This is a genomic window from Enterobacter cloacae complex sp. I2, assembly GCF_014896205.1.
Classification (GTDB): Bacteria; Pseudomonadota; Gammaproteobacteria; order Enterobacterales; family Enterobacteriaceae; genus Enterobacter; species Enterobacter quasihormaechei.
In genome coordinates, this window is the sequence record NZ_JADBRA010000032.1 from 1 (window position 1) to 22,543 (window position 22,543).

General features: G+C 58.1%; 16 protein-coding genes and 1 riboswitch. Of the genes, 4 read left to right on the forward strand and 12 right to left on the reverse strand.

Annotated elements, in window-relative coordinates:
* Positions 1 to 626: 626 nt before the first annotated feature.
* Positions 627 to 723: riboswitch (TPP riboswitch) on the forward strand.
* Positions 724 to 758: 35 nt separating this feature from the next.
* Genes thiM through IM300_RS21330 form a run of 3 tightly spaced genes read left to right on the forward strand, consistent with a single transcriptional unit; the run spans position 759 to position 3,115 of the window.
* Positions 759 to 1,529, forward strand: a complete 771-nt coding sequence (gene thiM / locus IM300_RS21320; protein ID WP_193038238.1) for a hydroxyethylthiazole kinase — start codon at positions 759 to 761, stop codon at positions 1,527 to 1,529.
* Positions 1,526 to 2,326 carry a bifunctional hydroxymethylpyrimidine kinase/phosphomethylpyrimidine kinase gene (gene thiD, locus IM300_RS21325; protein ID WP_193038240.1) on the forward strand — a complete coding sequence of 267 codons (801 nt, stop codon included), beginning with the start codon at positions 1,526 to 1,528 and terminating at the stop codon, positions 2,324 to 2,326. The genes thiM and thiD overlap by 4 nt, the downstream gene beginning before the upstream one ends.
* Before the next feature lie 42 nt (positions 2,327 to 2,368).
* Positions 2,369 to 3,115 (forward strand): GntR family transcriptional regulator, encoded by a 747-nt coding sequence (locus tag IM300_RS21330; protein WP_193038242.1) that lies wholly within the window; start codon positions 2,369 to 2,371, stop codon positions 3,113 to 3,115.
* On the opposite strand, the gene IM300_RS21335 is transcribed toward IM300_RS21330, so the two are convergent.
* From IM300_RS21335 to IM300_RS21345, 3 genes are read right to left on the reverse strand one after another with little or no spacing between them, the layout of a single operon-like run.
* A complete protein-coding gene (locus IM300_RS21335) occupies positions 3,089 to 4,042 on the reverse strand; it encodes a PfkB family carbohydrate kinase (RefSeq protein ID WP_131637750.1) in 954 nt (317 codons plus the stop codon). The two genes, IM300_RS21330 and IM300_RS21335, sit on opposite strands and share 27 nt — an antisense overlap.
* Positions 4,039 to 5,043 carry an ADP-ribosylglycohydrolase family protein gene (locus IM300_RS21340; protein WP_193038244.1) on the reverse strand — a complete coding sequence of 335 codons (1,005 nt, stop codon included), beginning with the start codon at positions 5,041 to 5,043 and terminating at the stop codon, positions 4,039 to 4,041. Before IM300_RS21340 ends, IM300_RS21335 begins: the two co-directional genes overlap by 4 nt.
* Complete coding sequence (locus IM300_RS21345; protein ID WP_003859236.1) at positions 5,040 to 6,317, reverse strand: nucleoside permease; 1,278 nt, start codon at positions 6,315 to 6,317, stop codon at positions 5,040 to 5,042. The genes IM300_RS21340 and IM300_RS21345 overlap by 4 nt, the downstream gene beginning before the upstream one ends.
* A gap of 248 nt (positions 6,318 to 6,565) precedes the next feature.
* Between IM300_RS21345 and fbaB the strand changes: the two genes are divergently transcribed.
* Entirely contained in the window at positions 6,566 to 7,618 is a 1,053-nt protein-coding gene (gene fbaB / locus IM300_RS21350; protein ID WP_022648654.1) for a class I fructose-bisphosphate aldolase, read from the forward strand.
* Between the two features lie 88 nt (positions 7,619 to 7,706).
* On the opposite strand, the gene yegS is transcribed toward fbaB, so the two are convergent.
* The 9 genes from yegS to IM300_RS21395 all read right to left on the reverse strand — a co-directional run bounded on the left by yegS (position 7,707) and on the right by IM300_RS21395 (position 22,392).
* Complete coding sequence (yegS, locus tag IM300_RS21355; RefSeq protein ID WP_193038246.1) at positions 7,707 to 8,606, reverse strand: lipid kinase YegS; 900 nt, start codon at positions 8,604 to 8,606, stop codon at positions 7,707 to 7,709.
* 248 nt (positions 8,607 to 8,854) lie between these two features.
* Positions 8,855 to 10,216 carry a tRNA 5-hydroxyuridine modification protein YegQ gene (gene yegQ, locus IM300_RS21360; RefSeq protein ID WP_063868340.1) on the reverse strand — a complete coding sequence of 454 codons (1,362 nt, stop codon included), beginning with the start codon at positions 10,214 to 10,216 and terminating at the stop codon, positions 8,855 to 8,857.
* 151 nt (positions 10,217 to 10,367) lie between these two features.
* Positions 10,368 to 11,306, reverse strand: a complete 939-nt coding sequence (locus IM300_RS21365; protein ID WP_107533368.1) for a hypothetical protein — start codon at positions 11,304 to 11,306, stop codon at positions 10,368 to 10,370.
* 148 nt (positions 11,307 to 11,454) lie between these two features.
* A complete protein-coding gene (baeR, locus tag IM300_RS21370; protein WP_063450271.1) occupies positions 11,455 to 12,177 on the reverse strand; it encodes a two-component system response regulator BaeR in 723 nt (240 codons plus the stop codon).
* Positions 12,174 to 13,577: a two-component system sensor histidine kinase BaeS gene (gene baeS, locus IM300_RS21375; RefSeq protein ID WP_107533366.1), complete on the reverse strand. Its 1,404-nt coding sequence runs from the start codon at positions 13,575 to 13,577 to the stop codon at positions 12,174 to 12,176. Before baeS ends, baeR begins: the two co-directional genes overlap by 4 nt.
* Positions 13,574 to 14,989, reverse strand: a complete 1,416-nt coding sequence (locus tag IM300_RS21380) for an MFS transporter (RefSeq protein WP_193038248.1) — start codon at positions 14,987 to 14,989, stop codon at positions 13,574 to 13,576. The genes baeS and IM300_RS21380 overlap by 4 nt, the downstream gene beginning before the upstream one ends.
* Positions 14,990 to 18,067 (reverse strand): multidrug efflux RND transporter permease subunit MdtC, encoded by a 3,078-nt coding sequence (gene mdtC, locus IM300_RS21385; RefSeq protein WP_193038268.1) that lies wholly within the window; start codon positions 18,065 to 18,067, stop codon positions 14,990 to 14,992.
* Positions 18,068 to 21,190, reverse strand: a complete 3,123-nt coding sequence (locus IM300_RS21390) for an MdtB/MuxB family multidrug efflux RND transporter permease subunit (RefSeq protein ID WP_193038270.1) — start codon at positions 21,188 to 21,190, stop codon at positions 18,068 to 18,070. It lies immediately after the preceding gene.
* Complete coding sequence (locus IM300_RS21395; RefSeq protein ID WP_193038272.1) at positions 21,190 to 22,392, reverse strand: MdtA/MuxA family multidrug efflux RND transporter periplasmic adaptor subunit; 1,203 nt, start codon at positions 22,390 to 22,392, stop codon at positions 21,190 to 21,192. The genes IM300_RS21390 and IM300_RS21395 overlap by 1 nt, the downstream gene beginning before the upstream one ends.
* Positions 22,393 to 22,543 lie beyond the last annotated feature (151 nt).

Consider the following 22,543-nt stretch of genomic DNA (forward strand, 5'->3'; position numbering starts at 1 on the left):
TGCCGAACTATAGCCATTAACTGGCAGTACCATTTTCATCATCTGTCCCTGGATTTACTATGGTTATTTGCTCATAATACACCGCTTAAGAAATAATCCAAAGTTTTGAAAAAGGACAAATTTGTTATTGAAAAAACTGAAGGGAATAGAAAAATCCTCTGTCCTATTGGTCATATGTTAAGCAGGATGATTAGTACCCTAATTATTTCACAGGATTTGTAGCGAATATCGAAAGGGCGACACATTCAGCGATGCTTCCATCACGCTGCACCACCACAGGGAAAATTGCAGCGACAAGGTTTTTTTTGCCTAATTTTTCGGTCTATTTAACATAATGGTTCTTATATGTTGAGCAAAATGGACTTGATAAGGCAATCAATTAAGCGCTGTTGAAGTTGAGAAAGAAGAATGCAATCTGAGGCTGGGGTAACCAGACCTTTTTTGTGTCTATTATTGACCTTCCGCTGTAAATACTTGTGGGATATATTTTGGGACACGAGCTGGGAAAAATGGCTTTTTTCCAAGCAAAAAGGTCGATTTTAGGGGATTGTAACTTTGGCTTCCCGCTGGCATGATCCTGATCAGGGATTGATAATGAACATTAATCTCAAGCTTTTGATTTTTTTGTAAATGACTCGGGGTGCCCCATCTCTGATGGGCTGAGAAATACCCGTATTACCTGATCTGGATAATGCCAGCGTAGGGAAGTCAGATGCCTACCCGGTCATCGCTTCTTCACGTACGGCAGGAGCGAAACCATGCAGCCTGACCTGCTCGATTCACACGTTTTATTTCAATTCCGAACCCGTTCCCCGCTCACGCACTGTATGACTAACGATGTCGTGCAGGCCTTCACCGCCAACGTTCTGCTTGCGCTCGGTGCTTCCCCGGCAATGGTGATCGAAGCCGAGGAAGCGGAACAGTTCGCCGCGCTTGCCGATGCTCTGCTCATCAACGTTGGCACGCTCACCACGCCGCGCGCCCAGTCGATGCGTCGGGCCATTGAGAGTGCGGTTGCTGCGGGCACCCCCTGGGTTCTGGACCCGGTCGCGGCTGGCGCGCTGGCGTTCCGCACCCGTTTTTGCCAGCAAATCGTATCGCTTAAACCTGCTGCCATTCGCGGCAATGCCTCCGAAATCCTGGCCCTTGCCGGAATGAGTGCGGGCGGTCGCGGGGTAGACACCACCGATACGGCTGTAAGCGCCTTGCCCGCCGCGCAGGCGCTCGCCCGCCAGACCCACGCCGTTGTGGTGGTCACAGGGGAAGTGGATTACATCACCGACGGGCAGCGAACCCGTACGGTCGCGGGCGGCGACCCGCTGATGACCCGCGTGGTGGGAACAGGCTGCGCGCTCTCGGCGGTCGTCGCCGCCTGTTGCTCACTGCCTGGCGACAGGCTTGATAACGCGACGGCAGCCTGCGGTTTTATGAAGCGTGCAGGATCGGCTGCTCTGTCTCAAAGCCAGGGGCCCGGCAGCTTTGCCTCTGCGTTTCTGGATGCGCTTTACGCGCTGGAGGCACAGGCATGAAACGCATCAATGCCCTGACTATTGCGGGAACCGATCCAAGCGGCGGAGCGGGGATCCAGGCAGACCTGAAAACTTTCTCTGCGCTCGGCGCTTACGGCTGCTCGGTTATCACCGCGCTGGTGGCGCAAAACACGCGCGGCGTACAGTCGGTGTATCGCATTGAGCCGGATTTTGTCGGCGCGCAGCTGGATTCGGTATACAGCGACGTACGTATCGACACCACCAAAATCGGCATGCTGGCAGAAGCAGACATTGTTGAAGCGGTTGCTGAACGTCTTAAACATTACCGGATAAAAAACGTAGTGCTCGATACCGTAATGTTAGCCAAAAGCGGCGATCCGCTGCTCTCCGCTTCTGCTGTCGACACGCTGCGTAAAAAGCTGCTGCCGCAGGTGGCGCTGATCACGCCAAACCTGCCTGAAGCCGCCGCGCTTCTGGATGCGCCGCACGCGCAAAACGAACGTGAAATGAAAGAGCAGGGGAATGCGCTGCTGGCGATGGGGTGTAGCGCGGTGCTGATGAAAGGCGGTCATCTTGATGATGCAGAAAGCCCGGACTGGCTCTTCACCCGCGATGGCGCGCAACGTTTCACCGCGCCGCGCGTACAGACTAAAAACACCCACGGCACGGGCTGTACGCTCTCTGCCGCGCTCGCGGCGCTGCGTCCCCGTCACGCGAACTGGGCGAATACGGTGCAGGAAGCGAAGGTCTGGCTCTCGGGCGCGCTGGCAAAAGCCGATTCTCTGGAAGTGGGTCACGGTATTGGGCCGGTTCACCATTTTCATGCATGGTGGTAAGCCGTATACTGGCATGAAACCTCATGCCAGAGAAAAACAGAGATGGAACAAGCGCATACCCGGTTAATTGCCCAGCTCAAGGAACGAATTGCCGCACCGGACAACACGCCGCTGTATCTGAAATTTGCCGAAACGGTCAAAAACGCGGTGCGTAGCGGCGTGCTCGCTCACGGGAATATTTTGCCCGGCGAACGTGACCTGAGCCAGCTTGCCGGCGTATCGCGCATTACGGTGCGTAAAGCAATGCAGGCGCTGGAGGAGGCCGGGGTCGTCACCCGCGCGCGCGGCTACGGCACGCAAATCAACAATATCTTTGAATATTCGCTGAAAGAGGCTCGGGGGTTTTCCCAGCAGGTGGTGCTGCGGGGCAAAACGCCCAACACGCTGTGGGTGAATAAACGCGTGGTGAAGTGCCCGGAAGAGATCGCCCGCCATCTTTCCCTTACGCCGGAAAGCGACGTGTTTCTGCTTAAGCGCATCCGCTATGTGGACGACGATGCGGTATCCATTGAGGAGTCCTGGGTACCGGTAGGGTTAATTCCCAACGCGGACGATATTGGCGTCTCGCTTTATGATTACTTCCGCAGCCAGAATATCTTTCCGCAGCGCACCCGTTCCCGCGTCAGCGCCCGGATGCCGGACAGCGAGTTTCAGACGCATATAAAGATGGACGATAAGATACCGGTGCTGGTGATCAAGCAGGTCGCGCTCGATCAACAGCACCGTCCCATTGAGTACAGCATCAGCTACTGCCGCAGCGACCTATACGTCTTTGTGTGCGAGGAGTAGTGCGTCGCGCGTGGGGGCGCAGTCTCCACCGCGATGGCTGACGACCCAGGCGGCTACGGCATTGCCAAGCTGCACCGACTCCGGCAGTGACCATCCCGCTGCCAGCCCGGCAAGGGTGCCTCCCGCATGGCTGTCACCCGCGCCGATGGTATCGACCACGTCAGCAGGAAACGCCGGAACGTGTCCGGAGGCGTCACCGTCATACCAGATCGCCCCGTCTTTATCCTGGCGCACGATCAGCGCAGCGCTAAAACGCTGCTGCCACTGTTTACCGAGCTGCTCCACGTTCACGCCAAGCCATTCAGCGGCAAGCTCTGCCTCCTGACGATTAAGCGAGACAATCGGTTTGCAGGCCATCATCCGCGCCATCAGCGGGTCGGGGATATCCGCAATACGCGGACCGAAATCAATAAAGAGCGTTACATCCTGAAGACTTTCCACCCAGGCCGTCAGCAGCTCGCCGCTGGGCGACGCCAGCTGGTAGCCGGACAAATAGATCAGGCTTTTCTCCGGCACGCTTAACCCGTCCAGCCAGCGCTGCTGCCACTGATTCTCCACGCCGCTGAACGACATAAAGGTGCGTTCACCGTCAGGCTCCACCAGCGCCAGACACCAGCCGTTATCGCCCGTTTCCGCTTCCACGGTGCTGTGCAGGTCCTGCTTCGCCATGGCGTTACGGATAATATCGGCCCATACGCCGTGGCCCACGGGAAGCGCGTTTTGCGCAGCAATGCCGAGCCGCTTGAGGGCGATGGCGATATTCAGCGCGCAGCCGCCAATATTCACGCCCTGTTGCTTCAGCTCGATATCACACCCGCGCCAGGGCAGGGCGTAGGCGTCGGCAATCACGTCGATCACCGCCGCGCCCAGCACCGTTACCGGACGCGTGGCGTGAAGCGTTTCGAGACGGCGGGCAAAAGCACTCATACACCCTCCCTTTGCTCCCGGAAGTGCAGCAGCTTGTCGCAGTAGTGGCCAAAATCAAGCCGGTTGACGGCATCCAGTTCGCGCCTGAGCGCCGGATCAATGGCCTGTATACCGTGCAGCGCGCCGCAGATGGCGGTTGCCATCGCGCCGATAGTGTCGGTGTCACCCCCCAGGTTGGCGCATAAAAACGCGCAGCGGTTCGGGTCGGTTCCCGCCAGTTCGACCATCGCAATGGCCGCCGGAACGGACTCCAGGGTACTCGTGCCCGCGCCAATAAGCTGATAGATCTGCTCGCTGGCGGATTCCGTACCGTTAGCTTCGCGCACGGTTTTCAGGGCCAGCTCAATGCGTGCCGAAAGCGATGCGCTGAAGGTGGTCGTGTTGGCCTCCTGAGCCGCGCGGGCAATACCCGGCAGGGCATCAGCGATGTTCTGCCAGCATTCGCCGTCGATAGCGCGCGAAACCGCCCACGCGATGACCACCGCACCAGCGATGGCGAGATCCGATTTATGGGTCGGGCTGGAGGCTAACGCAACCTGTTCCACAAAGTGCGTCAGACGCGTGGCCGGCAGCAGGCAGCCCAGCGGGGAGGCGCGCATCGCGGCCCCGTTGGTGACGCCGTTATTTTCCAGCTCGCTCACCGGCCTGCCGTCGCGGATGGCGTTCAGGGCAATTTTGGAGGTCGGGCCAAGCACATTCTTATTGAACGCGTCGAAATCCAGCGCCCAGTTCAGAATATGCTTACCGATAACGTCAGGATTAATGTCCCCGTCGCATTCGATAATCGCATCGGCCAGGCACAGCGCCATGGATGTATCATCGGTAAACTCCGCCTGCCTGAAGTAGCAGGCGGCATTATTCTCGGCCGGGCCGGGTAAGAAACGGTCGATCCAGCCGAAGTGTGCTTTTACCCGCTTGCGCGGCCACAGCTCCGACGGCATTCCCATCGCATCCCCTAACGCCTGCCCGTAAAGGGCACCGAGAATACGGTCTTGTTTCATTTAACTTCCCCTCGTGTCAGCGCGGTATCGCCATCAACCACCTCAATTGCGGTGATCTCTTTATCCGATTCGCGGAAAAACAGCATAAACAGCACGGCAATCACCACAATCATGATTGCACCAAACGTCCACATTCCGGCCCAGTTGAAGGTCAGCCCATTCACCGGCTCTTTATATGCGAACATTTTTTCCATCATCACGCCGCCGAGACGGTAACCCAGCAGGCTACCAAAGCCCTGACAGCACAGCGTGATCAAGCCCTGCGCCGCGTTGCGCATATGCACGGGCGCTTTTTTATCCACGTAGATGTACGCGGTGACGTAATAGAAGTCGTAGCTCACGCCGTGCAGCAGAATGCCGAGGAACAGCAGGGCGTAGGTGAAGTACTGCTCGGCGCCACCGTAAACAAAGAAGCCGTAGCGAATGGCGGCGGTGATCAGACCCAGCAGCAAGACCTTCTTAATACCAAAGCGTTTGGTAAAGAACGGCAGTGCGAGCATGAAGAAGATTTCAGAGAACTGGCCGAGGGTCATCCAGCCAGTGGCATTTTTCATCCCCACTTCGGTGAGATAGCCGTTGGCAAAGATGTAGTAGAAGGCCAGCGGCATGGCGAACAGGAACGAGCAGAAGAAGAACACCAGGAAGTTTTTGTCGCGCAGCAGGATCAGCGCGTCCAGCCCCAGCATGACTTTGAAATCCAGCTTGCCGGTGCTCTTCGGCGGGGTATTCGGCAGGAACAGCGCGAAGACGCCGAGCAGAAGGGAGCTGGCTGCGGTCATCAGCAGGGGAATATTGGTGTCGGAGATGTCGCTATAGCCCATCATCTGCGGCAGGAAGCCGCACGCCAGGCCCGAGGCAATCCAGCCGATGGTGCCCATCACGCGGATGCGCGGGAAATCGGCCTCCACGTCATCGACGTTCGCGAAGGCGATACTGTTGGTCAGCGCGATGGTCGGCATATAAGTCAGGGAGTAGGCCAGCAGCAGCGGGAAGAAGGTGCTGAACTGGGTTTGCTGTGCGGCGAAGTACATCAGGATCGCGCCGGCGAACATCAGCACCGCCAGCACCTTCTGGGCGGCGAAGAAGCGGTCCGTCAGCGAGCCGACCAGGATGGGGGAGAGGATCGCAGCGATGGCGGTACAGGCATACGACCAGCCGATTTCGCCGGCAGTAAATCCGCTCTTGCTCAGCCACAGCCACAATGGCACAAACCACGCGCCCCAGATAAACCATTCAACGAACATCATGAATGACAGTTGGACTTTCGTTTTCATTTTTTAATCCTGCATGTCAGAGGTACGCGGTTAACATACCATGTGATAATACCTTTTAAATACCTTTAAGGCGATTGTTTGATCAGTGTAACAAAAATGTTGTACACGAAACGAGCCAGCAGATTGTGCTTAAAAAAGTTGCAAATGGTGGAAAATAGAGTAAGTCGGTACCAGGCTTAGTCTGCCTGCAAAAACGTGGGTTTGGATCACACGCTCCGACATCACGTCGGACTTACGGGAGCATCACTATGACTGATATTGCGCAGTTGCTTGGCAAAGACGCCGACAGCCTTTTACAGCATCGTTGTATGACCATTCCAGCCGACCAGCTTTACCTGCCTGGCCATGACTACGTTGACCGCGTCATGGTCGACAACAACCGTCCGCCTGCCGTACTGCGAAACATGCAGACGCTTTATAATACCGGACGGCTGGGCGGAACCGGGTACCTCTCTATTCTGCCCGTTGACCAGGGCGTTGAACACTCTGCGGGGGCGTCGTTTGCCGCGAACCCGCTCTACTTCGATCCGAAAAACATCGTCGAGCTGGCGATTGAGGCGGGCTGTAACTGCGTGGCCTCCACCTACGGCGTACTGGCCTCCGTGTCGCGTCGCTATGCCCACCGCATTCCGTTCCTCGTCAAGCTGAACCATAACGAAACCCTGAGCTACCCAACCGAATACGACCAGACGCTGTACGCCAGCGTCGAGCAGGCGTTCAATATGGGCGCGGTGGCGGTCGGGGCGACGATCTATTTCGGCTCTGAACAGTCGCGTCGTCAGATAGAGGAGATCTCCGCAGCGTTCGAGCGCGCCCACGAGCTGGGCATGGTGACCGTGCTGTGGGCCTATCTCCGCAACGGGTCGTTCAAGAAAGACGGCGTGGATTACCACGTGTCTGCGGATCTGACCGGTCAGGCAAACCACCTGGCGGCGACCATCGGCGCGGACATCGTGAAGCAGAAAATGGCCGAGAATAACGGCGGCTATAAGGCGGTGAATTTTGGCTATACCGACGACCGGGTCTACAGCAAGCTGACCAGCGACAACCCGATCGATCTGGTGCGTTACCAGCTGGCGAACTGCTACATGGGCCGCGCCGGGCTGATTAACTCCGGCGGTGCGGCAGGCGGTGAAACCGACCTGACCGACGCGGTGCGCACGGCGGTGATAAACAAACGCGCGGGCGGCATGGGGCTGATCCTCGGCCGTAAGGCGTTCAAAAAATCCATGGCCGACGGTGTGAAGCTGATCAACGCGGTTCAGGACGTCTATCTGGACAGTAAGGTCACGATCGCTTAAGTCTTTTTCCCTCACCCTAACCCTCTCCCCAACGGGGAGAGGGGACGGTTCCGTGCATACGTGAAGAGGGCCGCCACCCGGCAACACATCAGCGCAAAAGCTGACAGTCCGGCGGCAACCGGCACTGCAACGCGCCGGGCAAAACTTCGATGCGGAATCGCTCACCGCTGAGCGGCTCTCCGTCAAGGTTAAAGGTCATGCCGTGGGGGGCGATCACCTCAAACCACGCGGATGTGCCGTCGATGATGTTGGGGCTCTCCTCCGGCTGCGCCAGCGTCGTAAACAGCGCGGGCAGCAGCCCGTCGCCGGTAAAAATGCGCAGCTGTAGCTGACCGTCATTAATCAATGCTTCCGGGCAAAGCTGCTGTCCGCCGCCCGCCTGCCGCCCGTTGCCGATGCCAATCACCAGCGCGTTGCCCTGCCAGTGGAAGTTCTCACCGTGGATTTCACAGCTGTCCGGCTTGAGCGTGTCCATGCGCATCAGGCCGTGAATGAGATACGAGACGCCGCCCAGCGCGGCCTTCAGCTTTTCCGGCGTTTCGCTGGTGATCCGCGTGCCGAAACCGCCCGTCGCCATATTGATAAAGCAGGTTTTTTCATTTACCTGAGCGATATCGACGGGGGTCGCTTTACCGAGAATGGCCAGTTGCAGCGCTTTTCCTAAATCCTCAGGTATGCCGGCGCTGGTGGCAAAATCATTGGCGGTACCGAGCGGTAAAATGCCCATCACCGGGCGATCTGCTGTGTTGAGGTCAATCAGCGCGCCGGCGATTTCGTTGATCGTTCCGTCGCCGCCGCCGGAAATAATGGTTTCAGCGCCTAACCTGATGCCCTCGTCGATATAACGTGCCGCATCGCCTTTTTCAAAGGTCACCCGCACGTGAATGCGCGCGCCATCTTCACGCAATTCGGTAATCGCCTGACGCAACAGATCGTTGCCTGCACTTTTGCCGTTGAGAATTAATAAACTGTCTGGATAGGTTGCCATCCGGTTTGCTCCCTTTTTTAACTATAGAAAGAGTGTATCCCAGAGAAGAACAAAGCGGGTAAGAACAGGATGAAAGGCAAAAAATAAGCCCGCGTAAGGGAGATTACGCAGGCTAAGGAGGTGGTTCCTGGTACAGCTAGCATTTATGGGTTATGTTTTTCAGCGGGGGGATAATACCCGTATTGAACGAAGCGGTATGTGATCCGATTCTAAGAATTATCCCAGCGTGAAAAAATCCCGTTGATTGACTATTTGCCGTGTGGATTTCGGGTATTTTCACCTTCAAAATTACGCATCAGCAGCGCAAACTCCAGCTCTACCTCTTCAGGAACCGGCAGCCAGACCACATGGCCATCGCCCGGTGCGACCTCAATCGCCTCACCTTTTTTGTTTTCCAGGTGCTCCAGGCGGAAGTTCATGTTGCCCTGCGGCGTCATCAGCTCCAGACTGTCGCCTTTGGTGAATTTGTTTTTTACGGCAACGGCAGCCAGCGGGCCTTTACGCTCGCCGGTGAAGTCACCGACAAACTGCTGGCGTTCAGAAATCGAGTAGCCATGCTCGTAGTTCTGGTAGTCGTCGTGGGTGTGACGACGCAGGAAACCTTCGGTATAGCCGCGATGCGCCAGACCTTCCAGCGTTTCCAGCAGGCTGGTGTCGAACGGTTTACCGGCGGCGGCATCGTCGATGGCTTTGCGATATACCTGCGCGGTGCGGGCGCAGTAGTAGTAGGACTTGGTGCGGCCTTCGATTTTCAGCGAGTGCACGCCCATCTGGGTTAAACGCTCCACGTGCGCGATGGCGCGCAGATCCTTCGAGTTCATGATGTAGGTGCCGTGCTCGTCTTCAAAGGCGGTCATGTACTCGCCCGGACGTTTGGCTTCTTCAATCATAAACACGCTGTCGGTCGGCGCGCCGATACCCAGCGTTGGCTCAACGTTGGTGACCGGGATCGGCTCGTGCTTATGCACGATGTTCCCGATCTCATCCTCTTTGCCTTCCTGAACGTTATATTCCCAGCGGCAGGCGTTGGTGCAGGTGCCCTGGTTCGGGTCACGCTTGTTGATATAGCCAGAGAGCAGGCAGCGGCCGGAGTAGGCCATGCACAGCGCGCCGTGAACGAAGATTTCGATCTCCATATCCGGCACCTGGGTGCGGATCTCTTCGATCTCTTCGAGAGACAGCTCGCGAGACAGAATGACGCGGGTCAGCCCCATCTGCTTCCAGAATTTCACCGTCGCCCAGTTGACGGCGTTAGCCTGCACCGAGAGGTGAATGTCCATCTCCGGGAAGTTCTCCCGAACCAGCATGATTAAACCCGGGTCCGACATGATCAGCGCGTCCGGCCCCATCTCCACGACCGGCTTCAGGTCGCGAATGAACGTTTTCAGCTTGGCGTTGTGCGGCGCGATGTTCACCACCACGTAGAATTTTTTGCCCAGGGCATGCGCTTCGTTAATGCCGAGCTGAAGATTCTCGTGGTTGAATTCGTTGTTACGCACGCGCAGCGAGTAACGCGGTTGGCCCGCGTAGACGGCGTCGGCACCATAGGCGAAAGCGTAACGCATATTTTGCAGCGTTCCCGCCGGGGAAAGGAGTTCCGGTTTAAACATGTTTGTTCTCGTTCTGATGACAGGTCAGATCCGCATACACCTGGTGCAGCGGTAAGGGGAGATCCCCCACTTTAAGGGCGGGCATTGTAGCGCTGCGGGGCGAGGAGGTAAAGCGCCTCACCCCTTTCAGATGACATAATACTTCGTATCTTTAAACCATTAGCGATATGACATACATACACAAATATATTAAAGTCAGTAGAATAATACCGGCGATAAGAATGAAACCAATGGCATTCATCGTAGCCGTTCCAGAATACTTGACTGTCCAGATGGCAACCGTTCGAATGTTATGCAGTATTTTTGTGATCATATAGCTGATGAAAACAATAAGCAGCGTCAATTGTGTAAACATGGAAAGGTAAAACATGATCGCCTGCGGAATGAAGTAGTTAGATATTGCCCCTTTTGAGGTAAAGATAATCATGGTTTCGTTATCGATGAAATCCAATGAAGACCGTATCACTTCCAGCGGGTTCCATGTCATAACAGGTCTGTCTTCAAAATACAGGCCTTGCTGGATATAGAGGTCCTCAATCGAAACATTTTTAAGGTGGGTGATGATAAGTGTAAATGAGAGCATAACACCCAGAACAATTGAAGAAAAATAAACAATCGATTTTACAGACGAAAACCCTTTCGATAGACTTGCGTTAATGTAAGCTCTGATAAGATAAATTGACATCACATCAAGCAGTAAAGAGTACCAAAAGCCAAAATGAATAAAGTCATGTAATGCAACTTTAATGGTCAATGGTAGATGTTGAGGAATGATGTGCTCAGGATTTCTAAAAGTCAGCACCCAGAGATACCAAACTACAAATAAGATACTGGAATATAAAACCAATAAAAACGGTATGGTAATTAATTGCCTTTTTGAGTATGCATGATTACCGAATGCCAGGAAAAAAGCGCTTACCCATTGCTCGGAAAACTTGGTTATTCTGTTTTTTTTAGGTATGAGGAGTTCTATTTTTTGTATTGCTTTTGTTTTCATTTTTTTATTATAAGCGAATAACCCCAAGAAAAGGCTGGCAACGCTTATAGCTGTGGTGATGATAATGAATAAAGTACCAATAACATTTTGCATTTCTTGAAGCCGTAATATTGTGATTTATTTCGTTTTTAACATCAAACAATACAATTAGCAATTGTCAAATCAGGTAGGGGGTTGTTAGAAAGTGAATGTTATGAAGAACGATGATTACCTGGGCAGGTAATCATCGTTAAAGCAAATATTAGGCAATCCTGCACGCGTCCGCTTCCCATCGATACCCCACGCCGTACACCGCACGAATAAACGACTGGTCGGCATCCAGCGACTCCAGCTTGCGACGCAGGTTTTTGATGTGGCTGTCGATGGTGCGATCCGTCACCACGCGGTAATCGTCATACAGATGATTGAGCAGCTGTTCGCGGGAAAACACTTTCCCCGGCTCGTGGGAGAGCGTTTTCAGCAGGCGGAACTCCGCAGGGGTGAGGTCCAGCAGCTTGTTGCGCCAGCTTGCCTGGAAGCGGCTTTCGTCGACAATCAGCGGGCTTTGCGCATCCAGCACCTGCAATTCACGCTGCGGCTTGCAGCGGCGGAGGATCGTTTTCACGCGAGCAACCACTTCGCGCGGGCTGTAAGGCTTGCAGATATAATCGTCGGCGCCGATTTCAAGCCCCAGCAGGCGGTCGATCTCTTCGATTTTGGCCGTCACCATCACGATGGGTACGTCGGAGAAACGACGAATTTCACGGCACAGGGTCAGGCCGTCAGTACCCGGGAGCATCAGATCCAGCAGGATCAGATCCGGCGGCGTCTGGCGCACGTAGGGCAGCACCTGGTCGCCGTGGCTGATAAGCGTGGGCGCGTAGCTCGCGGTACGCAAATAGTCGATCAGCAGTTGCCCCAGTTTAGGCTCGTCTTCCACGATCAAAATGCGCGGTGTGTTGTCGTCAATCGGTAACTCGGTCATGCTTCCCTCGATAAATCCCGTTCCAGAGGTAACTCTACTGTAATGCTAACCCCGCCAAAAGGCGAATGGGCGGCGCGGATGGTGCCGCCGTGGGCTTCTACAATGTTAACGCAAATCGCCAGCCCAAGGCCGGAACCGCCGCTGGCGCGGTTGCGGGAACCTTCGGTGCGATAGAAGCGCTCGAACAGTTTTTCCAGCTGCGCATCCTTCACGCCAGGGGCGGAGTCCGCGAAGGTCAGGGCAAAGCGCCCGTTTTCCTGCTTGCCGGAGATATGCAGCGCGCCGCCGCCGTCGGTATAGCGAAGGCTGTTCTCCAGCAGATTATTGAATAGCTGCATCAGGCGATCTTTGTCGCCAAACACCACCGCGCTGTCCGGCAGCGAGAGGTTGATTTTCAGGTCACGGCTGGCGAAGCGTTCGCGGAACGCGCCGGTCACGACTTCAAGAATATTGATCACGTCGAGTGGGGCTTTCTGGTAGGCCAGGGCGCCTTCGTCGGACATGGAAAGCTGATGCAGATCGTCCACCAGCTTGGTCAGCGTACCGACTTCCGCCTGTAGCGAGGCCACGGACTCGGGAGTGAACTGCCGCACGCCGTCCTGAATCGCCTCCAGCTCGCCGCGCAGCACCGCCAGCGGGGTGCGCAGCTCGTGCGAAATGTCGGCCATAAAGTCGCGGCGCATCTGCTGGTTTTTCTCCAGCGTGCTGGCGAGCTGGTTAAAGTCCTGCGCCAGCTTGCCCAGCTCGTCCTGACTGCGGGTGTCCACGCGGGTCGAGAAATCACCCGCCGCCAGCTTGTGTGTGCCCTCAACAAGGCGCTTAACCGGCGCCAGCAGACCGCGCGCCAGCGGGAAGGTGGCGAGCGCGGCAAGCAGGGTAGAGAGCGCGACAATCAGCCAGCTGGTCTGACGCTGCTGGCGGTCAAAGTTGATGTCGGTGTTGCGCGTCAGCCGCTCGACCGGCGAGGCGATAACCCAGCCCACCGTGGCACCGTTCGAGGTGATGGCGCGCTTTGTGCCGTCCGGCGGTACCGGCGAGCGCGGGCCAACAAGCACGCGCATCTCCTGGTCAATCACCCAGAACTGGGTGCGCCAGCCGTGCGGCGGCATCCCCGGCCCCGGACGGTCATCGTCATTATCGTGCTCCAGCGAGCGCAGAATTTGAAATATAAAGCGGTCATTATTGCGCAGAAAACGCCAGTTACCGTGCAGGCTGTACTGCTCGCCCAGCGCGTCGCTTAAGCCCTGTAAGCGCTGTTCGTTACCGTGCTTGATGTAGTCAATAAACCCGCGCTCAAAACTGACCCGCACCGCCCAGTGCATGGTTATCAGCAGGACAATACAGGTGGCGAAAATCGCCACAAAAAGCTTACCGGTGATCCCCGGACGCCAGAATTTCATGGTGCACTCCTTTTGCCGCGTCGGAGCACGACATTTTTGGTCGTGTCATTCGGTACTCTGGCAAAGATAAAAGCGGGCAGGGCGACGATCGCCGCCATGCTGAGGTAGGTGTATAAAAAGACCTGATGCGCGACGGGGGTGTCGATGCTGAGGTGGTGCTGGCCGTACATGCCGAGCAGCAAGCCGGCCACCGTGACCCCCACGCTCATGGAGAGCTGCATGATCATCGACAGCAGGCTGTTACCGCTGCTCGCCAGCTCGTCCGGCAGATCTTTCAGCGTGAGGGTGTTCATCGACGAGAAGCGCATGGCGTTGACGATCCCCTGGCAGAACAGCACCAGCGGCAGGACGTAGTACCAGCCTATCAGCGCCACGGCCATAAACAGCAGGGTGACCAGCGCCAGCCCGAGCGTGGCGGCCACCAGCACGTGGCGATAGCCAAAGCGGTTTACCACCTGCACCACAATACGCTTCATCCCCATGCTGCCGAGCACCATCGGGATCATCATCAACCCCGCGTGGAACGGCGAAAAGCCCATCCCAATCTGTAAAAATACCGGCGTCATAAACGGCAGCATGCCGCTGCCGATACGACCGGCGAAGCTGCCCAAAAGCCCCAGACGGTAGGTTGGGGTGTTAAACAAGTTCAGGCTGAACAGCGCCCTGTCGTTGCCTCTGGCATGCCACAGATACCAGAGAATAGCGGTGACACCCAGCGCCACCAGCAGGGCGAGCGACAGGGACGAAATCCCCAGCCCTTTTTGCCCGTCCAGCGCCAGGGTGAGCGTCGCCATGCCGGCGGCCAGCAGGATGAAGCCAAATAAATCAAAGCGCCGGGTCTGCATTTTATAGTTCGGCATCAGCGTCAGGGTGGCAATCGCGCCGATGATACCGACCGGCAGGTTAATCAGGAAGATCCAGTGCCAGGAGGCGTACTCCACCAGAATACCGCCCAGCGCCGGGCCAAGCAGCGGGCCGACCTGACCGGGCAGGGTGACAAAGGTCATCGCCGCCATATACTGCGCGCGCGGAACAATTTTCATCACCGTTAGCCGCCCGACGGGCACCATCATTGCGCCGCCGACGCCCTGTAGCACGCGCGCCATCATCAGCTGATCGAGGGTATTGGCCTGAGCGCAAAACAGCGACCCGGTGGTAAACAGCACGATGGCGGTGAAGAAGATGTTCCGCACGCCGACCTTATCCGCCAGCCAGCCGCTGGCGGGCAGCATCACGGCGACCGTCAGCACGTAGGCGACAATCACCATATGCATGTGCAGCGGGCTCTCCCCCAGGCTTTTTGCCATCGAGGGGAGGGCGGTGTTCACGATAGTCGTGTCCAGCGACTGCATAAAGAAGCCGAACGCGACTATCCACAACTGCCAGCGAACGTTACCGGGAAGGTCGGTCATTTACTCGGTCACCGTGGTTCTCTTTTTACGCGAAAAACGCAGCCGCAGCCGGTCGAAGAACAGATAGACCACCGGCGTGGTGTAGAGCGTCAGGAGCTGGCTCATTACCAGGCCACCGACGATCGTGATCCCCAGCGGCTGGCGCAGTTCAGAGCCGTCACCGCCGGAAATGACTAGCGGCAGCGCGCCGAAGAGTGCCGCCAGCGTGGTCATCATGATCGGGCGAAAACGCAGCAGACAGGCCTGGAATATCGCCTCGTCCGGCGTCAGGTTGCCGTTGCGCTGGGCGTCCAGCGCAAAGTCGACCATCATTATCGCGTTTTTCTTCACGATGCCAATCAATAGCATGATCCCGATAAGCGCGATAAGACTGAATGGGGCACCGAACAGCTCCAGCGCCAGCAGCGCCCCCACGCCCGCAGAGGGCAGCGTGGAAAGAATGGTCAACGGATGCACGTAGCTTTCATACAGCACGCCCAGCACGATATACACCGTGGCAATGGCCGCCAGAATCAAAATGACCTGCGAATTCATGGTGTCCTGGAACACCTGCGCTGTACCGGCAAAACTGCCGCGCACGGAGGAGGGCACCCCGAGCTGGGTCATGGCGCGGTTAATGGCATCGCTGGCCTCAGACAGCGACGAGCCGGTTGGCAGGTTAAACGAGACGGTCGAGGCAGCGGAAAGCCCCTGGTGGTTCACCGACAGCGGCGCGTTCGAGGGCTGCCAGCTGGCGAAGTACGACAGCGGAATCGCCTTACCGTCATCATTGATCACAAACATCTTGTCCAGCGCGCTGATGTCCTGGGTGTAGCGCGGATCCACCTCCATCACCACCTTGTACTGGTTCATCGGCTGGTAGATGGTAGAGACTTCACGCTGCCCGAAGGCGTTGTTCAGCAGGCTGTTGGCCGCCTCCACGTTAATGCCCAGGCGGGCCATGGTTTCACGATCGTAGGTGAGCGCCATCTCCGCGCCGTTGTTCTGGCTGTCGGAGTTCACGTCTGCCAGCTGCGGCAGAGCGGCCAGCGCTTTTCGGATCTTCGGCTCCCACTCGCGCAGGGCAGCTAAATCGTCCGAGAGCAGGGTGTACTGATAGCTGGCGTTGGCCTGTCGTCCGCCGACGCGGATATCCTGAACGGCCATCAAAAACAGGTTTGCCCCCGGCTCTTTGGCGAGCTTCACCCGCAGGCGGTCAATGATCTGCTGCGCCGTTTCGTGACGTTCACCGCGCGGCTTAAGGGTAATAAACATCATCCCGCTGTTAACGCGCGAGCCGCCGGTAAAGCCGGTGACGTTGTCTACGGCCGGATCCTCACGGATGATCTTCATAAAGTCCTGAAGCTTGCCGCGCATCGCCTGGAACGAAATGCTCTGGTCAGCCTGAATACCCCCCATCAGCACGCCGGTATCCTGCTCCGGGAAAAAGGTTTTCGGGATGGTAATGTACATCCAGACGTTGAGCACGATGGTGCCCATCAGCACCAGCCCGACAATACGCGTGTGGTTCAGCACCCATTTCAGCGATTTGCCATAGCCTGACTGCATTGCCATCAGGACGCGGCCAAAGCCTTTCCGGCGCGGCTGCGAGTGCGGTTGGCTGCGCTTGAGCATCCAGCCGCACATCATTGGCGTCAGCGTCAGCGAAATCACCAGTGAGATACCGATAGCGACGGAAAGCGTGACGGCAAATTCGCGCAGCAGTCGTCCCGGCAGGCCGCCCATCAGCAGCAGCGGCAGGAACACCGCCACCAGCGACAGGCTCATGGACAGTACCGTAAAGCCCACTTCACGCGTACCCTGAAGCGCCGCCTGGAGCGGCTTCATGCCCGCTTCCAGATGGCGCGAGATATTTTCCAGCACCACGATGGCGTCATCCACCACAAACCCGGTGGCAATCGTCAGCGCCATCAGCGACAGGTTGTTAAGGCTGAAGCCGCACAGGTACATGGCGGCAAAGGTGCCAATCAGCGACACCGGAACCGCCACCGCCGGGATCAGCGTGGCGCGACCCGATCGCAGGAACAGGAACACCACCAGGATCACCAGCGCGACGGAAATAATCAGCGTCTGCTCCACCTCTTCGAGCGAGGCGCGGATGGTAGGGGAGCGGTCCTGCGCAATCTGGAGATCGATTGCCGCCGGAATGGTTTCCTGAAGCTCCGGCAGCCGCTCGCGGATGCTGTTCACCGTCTGGATGATGTTGGCTTCCGGCAGCTTGCGGATCATCAGCAAAATGGCCGGTTTGGCGTTGGTCATCCCGGCGTTGCGCACGTCCTGCACCGAATCGGTAACGCTGGCGACGTCGCTCAGGCGCACCGCCGCGCCGTTGTTGTAATGAATAATCAGCGGCTGATACTCGGCGGCGGTTTTCAGCTCGTCGTTGGTCTGGATCTGCCAGCGGTGGCTGCTGTCCTCAATCGCCCCCTGCGGTTTACGCACGTTGGCGTTGCTGATGGCGGAACGCACGTCGTCCAGCGACACGCCCTGGTTAAAGAGCGCCTGCGGATTCAGGCCCACGCGCACGGCGGGCAGGGAGCTGCCGCCGAGGTCCACGTCGCCCACGCCGTCAATCTGGGCAATGGTCTGCGCCAGCTGCGTGGAGGCAAAATCGTACAGCTCGCCCTGGGAGTAGGTTTCCGACGTGAGCGTCAGGATCATGATCGGCGCATCGGACGGGTTGGCCTTGCGGTAGGTCGGACGGCTCGGCATGCCGCTCGGCAGAAGGCTTTGGGCGGCGTTAATCGCGGCCTGCACGTCACGCGCCGCGCCGTTGATGTCCCGGTCGAAGTTAAATTCCAGAATGATGCGCGTGCTGCCCAGCGAACTGCTGGAGGTCATCTCGTTAACCCCGGCAATTCGCCCAAGCGATCGCTCAAGCGGCGTCGCCACCGATGAGGCCATGGTTTCCGGCGATGCGCCCGGCAGCGAGGCGCTGACCATGATCACCGGGAAATCCACCTGCGGCAGCGGCGCCACCGGCAGCAGGCGGAAGCCCAGCACGCCGCACAGGGTGATGGCGACGGAGAGTAAAATCGTCGCCACCGGACGGTAAATGAAGAGGGCGAAAAACTTCACTTACGCCTCCTCTTCACGTTTCGGGAAGCGGCTTTTCGTCCACAGCGCCAGACGGTCGAACAGCAGGTAGATGACCGGCGTGGTAAACAGCGTCAGCACCTGGCTGACCAGCAGGCCGCCCACCATGCCGATACCCAGCGGACGGCGCAGCTCTGCCCCCACGCCAGTACTCAGCATCAGCGGCAGGGCGCCCAACAGGGCCGCCAGGGTGGTCATCAGGATCGGACGAAAACGCAGCAGGCAGGCCTGGAAAATGGCCTCGCGCGGCGCCATACCCTGCTCGCGCTCGGCGGCCAGCGCAAAGTCGATCATCATGATGGCGTTTTTCTTCACGATCCCGATAAGCAGGATGATGCCAATGATCGCAATCACGTCCAGCTCGCTCCCCGCCAGCATCAGCGCCAGCAGCGCTCCCACGCCCGCCGTCGGCAGGGTGGAGAGGATGGTGATCGGGTGGATAAAGCTTTCATACAGCACGCCAAGCACGATATACATCGCCACCACCGCCGCGACGATCAGCCAGACGGTGCTGCCCAGCGCGGCCTGGAACGCCAGCGTACTGCCCTGGAACTGGGTCTGAATATCGGACGGGAAGCTCAGTTCCTTCTCCGCGCCCAGAATGGCCTCCACCGCTTCGCCCAGGGAATAGCCGTCCGGCACGTTGAACGAAATGGTGGTAGACGGAAACTGATCGAGATGGTTAATCGACAGCGGGGCGTGACGCTCTTCCACCGTGGCAATAGCGCTGAGTGGCACAATACCGCCGTCTTTGCTGGTCAGGCGCACCGAGTCCAGGGCGGCCAGCCCCGGCGTGTTCTCGGTGTTGTGTTCCAGCACCACGCGATACTGGTTCGCCTGGGTGTAAATGGTGGAGATCAGACGCTGGCCAAAAGCGTTATACAGCGCGTTATCCACGTCGGACATGGTAATGCCCAGACGGCTGGCGGTGTCGCGGTTGACGTTTACGTACGCCGCCAGCCCTTTATCCTGCCAGTCGCTGCTGACGTCAGAAACCTGCGGCAGCGCTTTCAGCTTGTCCACCAGCTGCGGCACCCAGGTGCTGAGCGCATCAAGCGAGGTGGCCTGGAGCGTGAACTGGTACTGCGTGCGGCTCACCTGCGTATCAATGGTTAAATCCTGAATCGGTTGCAGGTACAGCTGAATGCCCGGCACGCGCGCCACGGCGCGTTGCAGGCGCTCGATCACCGCGTTGACGCGATCGTCGCGGTCATCAAGCGGTTTGAGGTTAATTTGCAGGCGGGCGCTGTTGAGCGATGGGTTGGTGCCGTCCACGCCCACGTAGGCGGTCAGGCTTTCCACCGCCGGATCTTTCATGATGATCTCCGACACCTGCTGCTGGCGCTGCGCCATATTCGCGAAGGAGACCGACTGCGGGGCCTGGAGCGTGCCCTGAATAATGCCGTTGTCCTGAATCGGGAAGAAGCCTTTCGGAATGAAAATCCACAGCATGACGCTGAGCGCCAGCGTGCCGAGGGCCACGCCGAGCGTCGCCCACGGATGGTTCAGCACTTTTGCCAGCACGCGACCGTAGGCGGCAATGATGCGCTCGAACATTCGCTCGGAAGCGCGAGAGAAGCGGTTTTGCTTGCGCAAAGAGTCGTGGCTCAGCATGCGGGCGCACATCATCGGCGTTAGCGTCAGCGACACCACGGCAGAGATCAGAATGGCGACGGCCAGCGTCACGGCAAACTCGCGGAACAGGCGCCCGACGATATCCCCCATAAACAGCAGCGGGATCAGCACTGCAATCAGCGAGAAGGTCAGCGAGATGATGGTAAAGCCAATTTCTCCCGCGCCCTTCAGCGCGGCGGCTAACGGCTTTTCACCTTTTTCGATATAGCGCGAAATGTTCTCAATAACGACGATGGCATCGTCCACCACGAACCCGGTGGCGATGGTGAGCGCCATCAGCGTCAGGTTGTTAATCGAAAAGTCGAGAAATACCATTACCGCGAACGTTCCCACCAGCGAGAGCGGCACGGCAACGGCGGGAATGATGGTTGCCGGAACGTTGCGCAGGAACAGGTAGATGATCATGACCACCAGCGCAATCGCCAGCATCAGCTCGAACTGCGTGTCCGATACCGAGGCGCGAATGTTGGTGGTGCGATCCGACAGCACCTTCACGCTGACCGATTTCGGCAGGCTTTCCACCAGCTGCGGCAGCATGGTGCGAATGCTGTCGGCGGTATCAATAATGTTCGCGCCCGGCTGGCGCTGAACGTTCATGACGATCGCCTGCTGCTTATTGGCCCACGCCCCGAGCCAGCTGTTTTCAGCCCCTTGCTCAACGGTGGCAACGTCCCCGAGGCGGATTGGCGCGCCGTTTTGATAGGCCACAATCAGCTGGCGGTATTCATCGGCGGACTGCATCTGGTCGTTGGCGGAGAGCGTGACCGCGCGGGTTGGGCCGTCCAGCGAGCCCTTCGCTGAGTTAACGTTGGCGCTGCTGATGGCGGTGCGAATGGTTTCGCTGGTTAACCCCAGCGCGGCAATGGCCTGGGCATTAAGCTTAACGCGCACGGCGGGGCGTTGTCCCCCTGCGAGCGTCACCAGCCCGACGCCGGTCACCTGCGAAATCTTTTGCGCCACGCGGGTTTCGACCATGTCTTCCACCTGCGTCATCGGCATGGCGGACGATGTCACGGCAAGGGTCATGATCGGCGGGTCTGCCGGGTTCACCTTGCTGTAAACCGGCGGGTTCGGCAGGTCAGACGGCAGCAGGTTGGTGGCGGCGTTAATGGCGGCCTGCACCTCCTGTTCCGCGACGTCCAGCGACAGCGCGAGCTGGAACTGAAGCGTGACGACCGAGGCGCCGCCGGAGCTCTGGGAGGACATCTGCTTCAGGCCAGACATCTGGCCGAACTGACGCTCCAGCGGGGCGGTGATTGCGGACGTCACCACGTCCGGACTGGCGCCCGGATAGAGGGTGACAACCTGAATCGTCGGATAGTCCACTTCCGGGAGCGCCGACACGGGCAGAAAACGGTAGCCAATGATCCCGGCCAGCAGGATCGCCACCATCAACAGGGTCGTCGCAACCGGACGTAAAATGAACAGGCGTGATGGCCCACCTGTAGAGCTCGGCGGCATCACCTGCATCAGGCTTTTGCTCCTGTAGTCTGAGCTTCCACCACCTCGACCTGCGCCCCTTCGGTCAGACGGTCAATACCGTCGGTCACGACGCGGTCGCCTGCGGACAGCCCGGCGTCGATTACCACCGTCTGGCTGTCCTGGATGCCGGTTTTCACCAGGTGTTTGCTGACCTTGTTTTCACTGTTCAGCACCCAGACAAAGTTGCCTTCACTGCCCATTTGCAGAGCCGCCGTCGGGATCACTACCGCATTTTCTTCGGTCGCGACCAGCATACGCGCGTTGACGAACTGATTCGGGAACAGGGCATCGTCCTGATTGTTGAAGCGCGCCTTCAGCTTGATGGTGCCGGTGGTGGTGTCGATCTGGTTATCCAGGCTCAGCAGCGAACCTTCGCTCAGTTTCTGCTTGTTGGTGCGATCCCAGGCCTCCACGACCAGCCCTTTACCGGCTTTCTGCGCCTGGACTACCGTCGCAATATCGCTTTCCGGCAGGGTAAAGACGAGATCGATAGGGTGCGTCTGGGTGATCACCACAATGCCCGTGGTGTCGCCGCTTGAGATTTGGTTGCCGATGTCCACCTGCCTGAGGCCGACGCGCCCGTCGATGGGGGCAACGATCCGGCTCCAGTCCAGCTGGAGCTGGGCGCTGGCGACCGCGGCTTCGTCGGCTTTAATGGTGCCCTGCGATTCGCTGACCAGCGACTGCTGGGTATCCAGCTCCTGGCGCGACACGAGGTTGGTTTTTACCAGCTGCTGATAGCGGGCTAAATCGCGGCGGGCGTTGGCGAGGGTGGCTTTGTCTTTCGCGAGCTGCCCCTGCGCCTGCGCCAGGGCCACCTTAAACTGGCTTGGGTCGATTTCCGCCAGCAGATCGCCGGCTTTGACCTGCTGGCCTTCCTGGAAATGAATGGCCATCAGCTGACCGTCCACGCGGCTGCGCACCGTCACGGTGTTGGCGGCGGTGATGGTTCCCAGCCCGGAGAGATAACGAGGTACCGCTTTCGTCACCGCCGTTGCCGCCTGCACCGGCGCCAGCGCGCCGCCGCGCATGCCGTGGCGACCACTGCCCGCAGGGCGCTGTGAGGGGCTGCTGGCGCCAGCCGGTGCCGGGGAATTCGCGGACTGGCTGTGCCAGTACCAGGCGGCGGCAAGGACCACCACAATCAGACCAGCGGCGATCGCCCAGCGGGATTTGTTACTGCCTTTCATCGTTATACGTTCTCATCCTGAAACTCTTTCGGGGAATGATACTAGTTTAGTCAGCTAACACAGCGGAAAAATGAAGGAAATATGGAAGACTGTCAGGAATGGTCTGAGTGTGGCGCGCTGTTTCGCCGGGTGGCGGCTTCGCCTTACCCGG

Excerpts from the sequence above, each read along its gene's own strand:
- yegS (WP_193038246.1), bottom strand. The coding sequence starts at position 8,606 with ATGGCAACCTATCCAGACAGTTTATTAATTCTCAACGGCAAAAGTGCA.
- thiD (WP_193038240.1), top strand. The coding sequence starts at position 1,526 with ATGAAACGCATCAATGCCCTGACTATTGCGGGAACCGATCCAAGCGGC.
- thiM (WP_193038238.1), top strand. The coding sequence starts at position 759 with ATGCAGCCTGACCTGCTCGATTCACACGTTTTATTTCAATTCCGAACC.
- baeS (WP_107533366.1), bottom strand. The coding sequence starts at position 13,577 with ATGAAATTCTGGCGTCCGGGGATCACCGGTAAGCTTTTTGTGGCGATT.
- IM300_RS21330 (WP_193038242.1), top strand. The coding sequence starts at position 2,369 with ATGGAACAAGCGCATACCCGGTTAATTGCCCAGCTCAAGGAACGAATT.
- IM300_RS21380 (WP_193038248.1), bottom strand. The coding sequence starts at position 14,989 with ATGACCGACCTTCCCGGTAACGTTCGCTGGCAGTTGTGGATAGTCGCG.
- IM300_RS21340 (WP_193038244.1), bottom strand. The coding sequence starts at position 5,043 with ATGAAACAAGACCGTATTCTCGGTGCCCTTTACGGGCAGGCGTTAGGG.
- IM300_RS21365 (WP_107533368.1), bottom strand. The coding sequence starts at position 11,306 with ATGCAAAATGTTATTGGTACTTTATTCATTATCATCACCACAGCTATA.
- IM300_RS21395 (WP_193038272.1), bottom strand. The coding sequence starts at position 22,392 with ATGAAAGGCAGTAACAAATCCCGCTGGGCGATCGCCGCTGGTCTGATT.
- yegQ (WP_063868340.1), bottom strand. The coding sequence starts at position 10,216 with ATGTTTAAACCGGAACTCCTTTCCCCGGCGGGAACGCTGCAAAATATG.
- IM300_RS21390 (WP_193038270.1), bottom strand. The coding sequence starts at position 21,190 with ATGCAGGTGATGCCGCCGAGCTCTACAGGTGGGCCATCACGCCTGTTC.
- IM300_RS21335 (WP_131637750.1), bottom strand. The coding sequence starts at position 4,042 with ATGAGTGCTTTTGCCCGCCGTCTCGAAACGCTTCACGCCACGCGTCCG.
- fbaB (WP_022648654.1), top strand. The coding sequence starts at position 6,566 with ATGACTGATATTGCGCAGTTGCTTGGCAAAGACGCCGACAGCCTTTTA.
- baeR (WP_063450271.1), bottom strand. The coding sequence starts at position 12,177 with ATGACCGAGTTACCGATTGACGACAACACACCGCGCATTTTGATCGTG.
- IM300_RS21345 (WP_003859236.1), bottom strand. The coding sequence starts at position 6,317 with ATGAAAACGAAAGTCCAACTGTCATTCATGATGTTCGTTGAATGGTTT.